The 309-nt window shown below is 44.0% G+C and carries 1 pseudogene; it reads right to left on the bottom strand.

Going from position 1 to position 309, the window contains the following annotated elements:
- A pseudogene (locus tag ACFINC_RS10500) lies at nucleotides 1-309 on the bottom strand (pyrroline-5-carboxylate reductase); the annotation flags it as partial.

Raw genomic sequence — 309 nt, 5'->3', positions numbered from 1 at the left:
CGCCCATAAGAGAACCAGCCGTCATAAAAAGATTAAACTGTTCTTCCTTTTCGAGCACCAATGTGCCCCCCAATGCATCAAATAAAATGCGTAAAAAGGGGTGATCGGGATAAATGGGCGTCAAATTTTTGCATTCTGCGACAAAAGGTAACGGAACAGCACGATAAACTTTATGGTTGATCCACGCTTCCACCTCTGCGGCTTTTGCCATAGCAAGAACGGAAATAACCAGCTGTTCTGGACGAAAACGAAGAGAGCGCAAAACACTTTCTGCAATTTGGTTGGGAAGGCAAAGAAAAACACAATCAC

Source organism: Bartonella sp. AP58NXGY (assembly GCF_042195785.1).
Lineage (GTDB): Bacteria > Pseudomonadota > Alphaproteobacteria > Rhizobiales > Rhizobiaceae > Bartonella.
Note: the sequence above shows the minus strand (reverse complement) of the source record. Positions and strands in the feature narration are given on the sequence as shown.